The following is an 8,537-nucleotide window of genomic DNA, read 5'->3' as shown; positions in this document are numbered from 1 at the left end:
GCCACGCGCCTTCTCTTCCGGTGCGTTATCGATCTGGTCAAACGCACTCGCAGAACCTGTACCCCACACTTCGTGACATACACGGGTCAGTGCCGCCGTCAGAGTGGTCTTACCATGGTCAACGTGACCAATAGTGCCCACGTTTACGTGCGGTTTACTACGCTCAAATTTTTCTTTGGACATTTGACCAACTCCCCTAATCAACCTGGATCGTAACGTTGACCGGATAAAAATGGAGCTCATGGGCGGATTTGAACCGCCGACCTCACCCTTACCAAGGGTGTGCTCTACCAACTGAGCTACATGAGCATTCAAACAAATTGGAGCGGGCAGCGGGAATCGAACCCGCGTCATCAGCTTGGAAGGCTGAGGTAATAGCCACTATACGATGCCCGCGAGCAATTAGTGGTGGAGGGGGCAGGATTCGAACCTGCGAAGGCGATGCCGTCAGATTTACAGTCTGATCCCTTTGGCCACTCGGGAACCCCTCCCGCACAAATCCGCAAACCGCGAATTTGCTCAAAACTAAAAGTGGAGCTGGCGGACGGAATCGAACCCCCGACCTGCTGATTACAAGTCAGCTGCTCTACCAACTGAGCTACGCCAGCTCACATTCGCCTCGTCAGCGAGGGCGGTATACTACGGATTTTTTTCTGGCGTTGCAACACCCTCGCAAGGGTGAATTTCGACGAAATCGAAATCGCGACCAGATTCCGAGGATACCGCCTGAACCGTCTCTTCAACGAGATCCGGATCCGCCTCAAAATCGAGGGCGTAGCTTATCTGATTTCGGTCGTAATTGGCTAGTACCGCATTGAGATTCTGACGTTTTTTTTCTTCAAGCACAGTTCTGGCGGACGCCAGGGACTCAAACAGCCCCAACGAGATGGCATTCCGGTACTCGCCTTCGGTTACCAGATAGGAATCAATGCCACGGCGCTGAATGTTCCGAAACTGCCGGAGTGCAATCTCCCTCGGCTGCGGAGGGATGATCACCCAGTGCAGAGGCGGCAACTCCCGGACGACCTCAGACACCACCGGCTCCCAGTGTCGCAGCAGAGGCACCGCCGCAATGAGCGCTTCGGCCTTCTCTTGTGTATCAATCCAGCCCATGTGAACACAACGGGATCGCGCGGACTCAGGAACCGGGTCAGCTTCGGAGTGTGTTTTCAGACTGGCCACTCGCGGAAGCGTCCCGGAAACGGGCTCCGTCGAGCGCGGTGGTGGCTGCAAGGCATCTGACAGATACCAGACCAGAACAACAAGAGATAAAAGGAAGGCTGCCACCCATCTCACAGCGCCAGATCCTCGGCATCGATTGCTGCGAGGCCATCAAGCACAAGGTCGGGGCGATAATCCGCCTTGAGGCCCAACTGAAGCAGGAAGCCCGCATCACCGCCTGTCACGAAGACACGCTGGACACCCATGCGTTCAGCATCGACCCGCAACCGCTCAGTCGCCGACTGCAGCAACCACGATACGCCATGATGGACGCATTCTCCGGTCGAGGTGCCAGGCGCTGTATCGGAGGCCGGTATGCCATCAAACAGGATTCGGGCAGCATCGGTTTTCAGGCTACGCAGCATCATTTGCAACCCTGGCAGTATATAGCCACCACGATGACGCCCGCCGTCATCGACAAAATCCACGGTGACAGCACTGCCAGCATCGACTACAACAAATCCGCGACGGTTCTGGAGCCAGGCCGCATACATCGCATGCCATCTATCGGCCCCCATTCGGTGGGGTTCCTCGTAGGCGTTGACCAGCTCTCCGCGACGGGACTCAGCCCAATGGTAGACGACAGGCACCGAAAAACGCGCTTCGAGGTATTCGGTCAGCCCCTGTCGCCTCGGTTCTGCCGCCACAGTCGATACCGAAATCCGACGCACCCGATTCGCTGCGGGAAACCCACTCAGGAGTTCGCCGTCGAATTCCCCAAGACCCTCGGCAATTACGGCATCTCGCGTTGCCAGCCGCCACTTCAACCGGGTGTTTCCGGCGTCGATCAGCAGTCTCATGCCGTTACCCTCAGACTGATTTCACCGGCCCGGACCGGGACGGTACCTTCATTCGTCTTCAGGAGGTAATTGCCGGCATCATCGATGCCTGCGCCAATCCCTTCAAGCGTCCCTTCCCGAGCCCTGAGGAGTTGCCCCTCGAAGATGTCTCTGGCCTGCCAGGGAGCGCGAAAGATCTTGAATCCTTCATCCGCGAACAGGGCGGTGACATCCATGACCGCATTGATCAACGACGATGCCAGCCGGTTGCGGGGCCAGGCCTGATCAGGGAATGCGCCATCCAGGCTCGCCCAGGGTTGATCAACACCTGGAGCCTGCGCCATGTGCACATTGATCCCGATGCCAACGATCACCTGGACAATACCCTCTTGAAGCTCTCCCTGAAGCTCAACGAGGATGCCGCCCAGTTTGCCGCCGGGGAGAAAGATGTCGTTCGGCCATTTGAGGCCAATGTCTCGGGCGCCCAGGGTTTCAAGAGCATTGGCGACACCCACACCCAGCACCAGGCTCAGGCCGTCCAGGACCGAAAAACCGCCATGGAAGGTCAAGCCCATGCTCAAATAGAGATTTTCCCCCCGGGGACTCTGCCAGGCCCGTCCCCGGCGCCCCCGACCGGCGGTCTGGCAATCTGCGATGCAAACCGGCACTCCGGTCGAACCCGACCGCCACAGGCGTAAAACCTCCGCGTTGGTGGAGTCAACTTCATCCTGCACAGACAGGTGAATTGCTGATCGGACCTGAGCATCGAGCCCGTGCACTATCTCACTCTCGTCGAGCAAGTCCACCGGGCTTAACAGCTTATACCCACGGCCCCGGATGGTCGCAATGTCGCAGCCACTCTCCATCGCCTTGCGAACCTGCTTCCATACGGCAGTCCGACTGACGCCCAGCTGTTCGGCAAGGGACTCACCGGAATGGACCTCGCCATCCCTGAGAAGATTGAGCAACGCTTTGGATTTCATGAAGTAGTCACCGGCCTGAGAGGAAGGATCAGGCCGGATTAAACACCAGCAGGGCAGAAAATACAAAGTCACCGAGGTCGGAGTAGCGACGTCGGTCAGGGGATCGGCGTCGCAGTGAGATTCGCTTTGATATCGAAATTCTGCATCTTGATGCCGTATATCGCCGTCTGTGTCCCTCCCACCGGGTGCACCAGATCAACGCGGTTGATCGACAACTCCTTGAACCGGGATTCCGCCTTGACGGCAAAGCCGAGTGGCCGATCAAGAATTTCTTCCGGCGTCGGGTTAGCCACATAGCGGTACCCCTGCGCAACGGACGAATCCATGATTTTCTCATCGCCGCGATTACCGGTTACTCCGAGTGAGTCCGCACCGTCGGTTTTCTTGACGACCTTGGTCTGGTAAACGTCCACGGCCAGATCTGTGCGAATGCCGAAAGTGTTGTCGTCACGGCCGTCGCCGTCGAAATCGCCACCATCGCTGGTATAGATGTCATTCAGGACCAACTGGGTACCGGTACCGTTCACCGCGTTGCCGGAAGCGTCCGAAGAACGATTGGTTTCCCAGGCAATGGCATTCTTTCTGCCGGAACCATCCGCCGGTGCAAGCAACTGCTTCAGACGGATCGTGATACCCTCGTCGCCCCGCTGCTGCCATATCCCCCCGGAGGCGGCACACGCCGACGCGCTTGAACCAACGCCTCCGGCGCACACATCTCCCGCGCCTCCCGGAACAATGGTCATGGTGCTGCCTTTTTCGAACTTCTGAAGTACCAGACGACCGAAACTGCCACCACTGTTCTTATCGCCAACCCGGACATTGCCAATATCCATAGTGCTCCAGGATTCGCCCGTTCCCAGCACCAGGCCTTCATCCGTTACGTCCAGCGTCATGTCCCGAACGTGGCCGTCGTATTCGACCTCCGTCAGCCAGAGTCCTTTCTGGGGGATTTCACCGCTGCCTTCATCGTATGGCGCAGCGATCACGGCTGCCTTGCCGCTGTGGAGCTGGATATCCGAATTCACGGTAAGCCCCTCACCGGTTGCACCGCCTGGGGCAAGTGTAATGTGCCCGCCCATCTCGAATTCGTAAGCCGGATAGAAACCCAGTGCCAGGAGCAATTCGGTCCCGCCCTGCAATGGGGCATTTTCATCGCCCACTTTCAATCCGTTGATCCGATAGCCGGCTTTTACTCCATCAAAACCGATTCTGAGCCCGTCATAGAATCGGGTCCCGTTTCGGGTTTCATCCCGGGTAACGTTGACCGTAATATCACCCTGCCCCCAGGACTGCAGACCACTGAAAATGACCCGGTTGCCATCCTCGGTATAGCTCAGGTCAGCCAGGCTGAGACTCCACTCGGCGGCCATGCGCAAGCCTTGTGGACCGGCATCAGGATGCCCGCCGCCCTGCAGGTACACGGCGTTGGTATAGGTTCGACCATTAAACACCTGGTCCTGGAACAGGAAGCTGACATTCACCTGCCCGATACTCTTTCCGTTCGCTCCCATTTCTATGGCACCGATGTGCAGGTCGCCCTCCAGAGTACCCAACGTTAATGCCAGGGCTGGCCGTCCCTTCCAGTCATGATCGACATCCAGACGCAAGTCACTGATCTGATAACGGCCACTCATGTCCCGCAATGCCAGAGCATGGGTGTCGTCCCGATACAGAAAATTGGCCGAGTGAATGGTGGTCTCATGATCGATACGAAGTCCCTCTCCGCTTCTCCCACCGGCGGTCAGGTCTGTGCGGGAGGAAAGGTCGTAGTCCAGACTCAGCCCGCCATAACTGGGCAGCAGGGCACCGGTCGTTGCGTCGGTGCTGCGACCATGGTTAAGCGAATTGCCACTGTAACGAATCGCCCCCACATCCAGGCTCCCGACCACGCTCGGCGAGTTCAATGTCAACGTGTTTCCAACGACATCCAGCGTTGTGCCGAGCGCTTCAACCGTCAGGGTAATATCATCCAGAAAGACTTCGTTGCCGTTGGTCCGGTATCCAAGACGACCGCCGGTCATGGTGTAGGCTGTATCAAAGGTATAGCCATGACCGGTAGCGCCACCAGACCTCATCGTCAGACTGCCCTGGAGGCTCTGATCCAGGAAAAGCCCCCCCATACTGACATCGGGGGCCCCAGCGAGCCGGACGTCGCCAAATTCGATCCGACGGTCTTCCACCAGATAATCGAGATTGAGTGACGCATCCTGCCCCACATCAATAGTGATTTCGTGATGCGCCGGGGCGTCCGGAGTCACGGAGGAACCAACACGGAATCCCTCAAGGTGAACACCCTGGCCATCGTCGTAATAGGACACCCGATCGGCGCTCACTCCGACATCCATTTCCAGGGTAATCCCGCTTTGGCCCTGGATGTCCGCCATGGCGTTATCATCCAGCCGTTTAAGGTCTGCGGACACCGGCAGCGGCAGCAAGAGCGTTGTCAGGCCTGCAACTATCGTTTGGCGCATCATGCGTCCTCCAACTCCCCGGCCACTCATGGATTACCCGTCGGGAAAACCAGCAGATTGCCTTCCATGACGACCTCCCCCCGCATCTCAACCGTGAAAATATCGGTCTGAAGGAATCCCGGATCGGTCGGGCGGGCCGTGTTGCTGGCCGCAATCTTGAAATGGACATCGTTGAAACGAACCGTGTTCGGGAGCCCCAGCTCAAGGACATCGCGATTAAACAGCTCGCCGTCGCCACCAAACCCGGAATCGACATGCCGGACACGCAGGGTGAGTCCTTCGAAGGAGAAATTCCCGCGAATATCATCAAGCACCATCCACCCGCCGGTTTCCTTCAGCCGCCAGGCGAGCCGGGCACCACACTTTCTGGTGGCGTCATCACAACGCCCGAAATGGTAATTTTCGACAGGCCCGCCCATCTCATTGATACTCACATCCCCGGACAGATAAATGCCCCCCTGCCCTGAGACATCGGAGAGCGCATCGTCCCCGAGGCTGGCCAGCTCGGCCAATACCGGCGATGATGAGGTGGCCAGAAAGGCAACAACCAGCCCGAATCCTGCTATCCCTGCGCGATGAGTCATTGTGAAAGGTCCTTCGTCTGGATATTCAGATGCTGGATCAGCATTCCCTGAACCCTGGCGGAACCAAAGTCACGATCCGCCACACTGAAATTGCCGATGGACAGATTGCTGCGGTAGTCCGGGTTGGTGTAGTACGAGTTGTAGAAATCCCAACTCTCCGCGTTGCTGCTGCTTCGCAACCCATCCGCGCCGATCTCGCCGGAGGTTGGCTGCCGGATGGCCGCAATCTCGACAACGAAATTACCGGAACCATCGACATCAAACAGCATGGGCTGAAGTTCATTGCCGAGCGCCAGTTCCAGCGCAAAATTGGACAAAATGATTCGCGACCCGCACGAACTTCCATCCTGAGCGCAGGCGTTAATGGAAACTTCCGGCGAATAGAAGTTGAGCTTGAACTGGCCCACCATCTGACGACGATTATCGTCCCCCCACAGGCGGAGGTAGCTACCATCGATAACCGCGCTCTTCGCGTGGATATTGATGTTCGCAGAACGGTCGTCACCCACCGCAACGTTCATCTGGATGCCGATATCTGCCCGCTCACCAATGTAGTCCGCCGTAGCTGGCCGGCTGGAGCAGGTCCCCGTACCAGCGGATGCCGAGGCACCAAAACAGTCATAACCTTCGGCCGCCGCCACCTGAGAGGGTGCGGAAAACTGAAGCACCGCCTTGTCCGGCACGCCGATGGTATTGCCGTCGACAACATCGATTTCCCAGGGATTCGTCAGGCGTCCGAGATTCACCGGACTGAGATTCTCCCCATAGTTGCTACCGGCACCGGAAATGTAGAGGTGATTCACGGTGATATCGACGTCCCGCCCATCGGTGCTCTTTATGCCCGAAATCCTGAAAATCCTGGCCTGCTCACCATTGGCATCCGGTGCGTCGGTTCCATGAGAAAACTTGAAATTCTCAAACACCAGGCCCAACCCGGCACCATCAATCCTGGCCATCTCTCCCTCTGAGAGCCCTTTGAGTTCGGCCGCCGCCGGCACCGCAACCAGGGCCAGGACGCCGACGAGCAGGCGAGCCCGAAGGATGGAAGCGGTTATAGATTGGGAGCTCATCCTGACATTACTCACTAGAACAGCCCCTTACCGCGATCAATATACTCGGTGCGATAACGCTGAGTTCCATAGAGCGCCTCGTTGAGGTTCACTTCGGTCGCTCCGTTCGGGATGTTAAAAAAGGCGCCGGCGGTAGCTCGAACGAAATCCTCGGGGGTAATATCGGTTTTGCTGACATCCTTGAGCCAGTCAAGATCCTTGGTTTGAAAGGAGATGAACGCTCCGTCGGCAGGCCCGGTGATCGCCCGGACACCGTTTTTCTCACCAACCGTGCCAATGGGAAAACTGTTGTAGATATCGAGGTCAAAACACGAATCGATACCCAGAACCAGACAGTCTTTTGCATACACATAGATGTCGCCACCGGGGCAACTCAGGAGGGAACACCCTGGAACTTCGATTTCCGAGCTGGAGCCCCAGCCGATGAGGTTTTTAACGGACCAACGGGTGAAGGCACCAGCATCCTTGAGAACGAACTTTTCGCCATCGGGCACGCCGATATATTCCGCCCGCACCGGATCCAGGGAGCCGATATTCGGATCACCGTCCGCCCCGTAGACTAGTCTAGCCTTGGTCTCCAACGGACTTCCGCCTTCAAGGAGTGGCGTAAGCAGCACAATCAGCTGATCGAACAGGTTGCCACTGGATTGGGCGCTGGACAGTCCCTCACCGTGGTCAATGATGTCGACATTGACGTTACCGGTGAGAGTTTCGATCTTCCCTGACAGAACCCCCATGGACTTACCGAAGCCAAGACGCACGCCCACAATTTCCTGGGAGGTTTCGTCGTAGGCAAACTCAAAGAAAGGATTATCGATGTGGAAGGGTACGATCTCCCCTTCGCCATACGCACTGCCATCAGGCTTGAACGTGCGGGGGGCCTTGGGGTTGGCATCGTAATAGGCCTGGTTATTGATATAACCGAGGGCGAAATCCTTAATCAGGACATCGGAGGTTCCAGGCTTTTCACCGGCCCGATCGTATCGACCCATTTCCAGAACATCCACATTGGTCTGGATGTCGATGTCCATCCCGAGGTTTACGCGGGTATAGGCAGTCGAATTATTGGGATCCGGGTGATATTGCCGGTCCACCGAGACAAAAGCCTGACCAGTGACTTCGGACATCTGGTGATCGGTTATCGGGCGCAAATCACCATAAGCTCCTGCGCTCGCGACAGCGAGGAAAAGACAAAAAAATCCATTTTTACCCATAGTCACGTCTCATAACGACCGCATTTTTATTGATCTTGCGGTTTGTCTGAATGACTGATGAGTGTCTCTGAAGTGTCGGATTTGCCGGTAAACGGCCCTTTATCCGATCTTGTTTATGTGTCCAAGGTTACCGTTCATTACAGACTGTCACTGTGCGGAGCGTCATGAAATTGGAAAAACTTTATGACGGGCAATAAAAAACCCCAGCATCGCAA

Annotated in this window: 8 protein-coding genes and 4 tRNA genes; all 12 read right to left on the bottom strand. The window is 56.8% G+C overall.

Features of this window, described 5'->3' with window-relative positions; all coding sequences use genetic code 11:
* On the bottom strand, nt 1-183 hold a 183-nt coding region (locus tag MSNKSG1_RS19015; RefSeq protein ID WP_008940659.1), incomplete at its 3' end, for a GTP-binding protein.
* A 50-nt stretch (nt 184-233) separates the two neighbouring features.
* A tRNA-Thr gene (locus MSNKSG1_RS17630) sits at nt 234-309 on the bottom strand.
* 12 nt (nt 310-321) lie between these two features.
* A tRNA-Gly gene (locus tag MSNKSG1_RS17625) sits at nt 322-396 on the bottom strand.
* Nucleotides 397-406: 10 nt separating this feature from the next.
* A tRNA-Tyr gene (locus tag MSNKSG1_RS17620) sits at nt 407-491 on the bottom strand.
* Between the two features lie 41 nt (nt 492-532).
* Nucleotides 533-608: transfer RNA gene (locus MSNKSG1_RS17615), tRNA-Thr, on the bottom strand.
* A gap of 31 nt (nt 609-639) precedes the next feature.
* Nucleotides 640-1,113, bottom strand: a complete 474-nt coding sequence (locus MSNKSG1_RS19475) for a hypothetical protein (protein ID WP_008940658.1) — start codon at nt 1,111-1,113, stop codon at nt 640-642.
* A 179-nt stretch (nt 1,114-1,292) separates the two neighbouring features.
* Nucleotides 1,293-2,021: a type III pantothenate kinase gene (locus MSNKSG1_RS17605; protein WP_008940657.1), complete on the bottom strand. Its 729-nt coding sequence runs from the start codon at nt 2,019-2,021 to the stop codon at nt 1,293-1,295.
* Nucleotides 2,018-2,983, bottom strand: coding sequence for a biotin--[acetyl-CoA-carboxylase] ligase (locus MSNKSG1_RS17600; RefSeq protein WP_008940656.1), 966 nt, complete (start codon nt 2,981-2,983; stop codon nt 2,018-2,020). The genes MSNKSG1_RS17605 and MSNKSG1_RS17600 overlap by 4 nt, the downstream gene beginning before the upstream one ends.
* Before the next feature lie 95 nt (nt 2,984-3,078).
* Entirely contained in the window at nt 3,079-5,457 is a 2,379-nt protein-coding gene (locus tag MSNKSG1_RS17595; RefSeq protein WP_008940655.1) for a DUF6160 family protein, read from the bottom strand.
* 23 nt (nt 5,458-5,480) lie between these two features.
* Entirely contained in the window at nt 5,481-6,038 is a 558-nt protein-coding gene (locus MSNKSG1_RS17590) for a hypothetical protein (RefSeq protein ID WP_008940654.1), read from the bottom strand.
* On the bottom strand, nt 6,035-7,108 hold the full coding sequence (locus MSNKSG1_RS17585; protein WP_040887077.1) for a hypothetical protein: 1,074 nt from the start codon (nt 7,106-7,108) through the stop codon (nt 6,035-6,037). The genes MSNKSG1_RS17590 and MSNKSG1_RS17585 overlap by 4 nt, the downstream gene beginning before the upstream one ends.
* 14 nt (nt 7,109-7,122) lie before the next feature.
* Nucleotides 7,123-8,235 carry a hypothetical protein gene (locus tag MSNKSG1_RS17580; RefSeq protein WP_227498059.1) on the bottom strand — a complete coding sequence of 371 codons (1,113 nt, stop codon included), beginning with the start codon at nt 8,233-8,235 and terminating at the stop codon, nt 7,123-7,125.
* Between the last annotated feature and the right edge of the window lie 302 nt (nt 8,236-8,537).

This window comes from Marinobacter santoriniensis NKSG1, from assembly GCF_000347775.1.
GTDB classification, from domain to species: Bacteria; Pseudomonadota; Gammaproteobacteria; order Pseudomonadales; family Oleiphilaceae; genus Marinobacter; species Marinobacter santoriniensis.
This window is presented reverse-complemented; position numbering and strand designations above follow the sequence as displayed.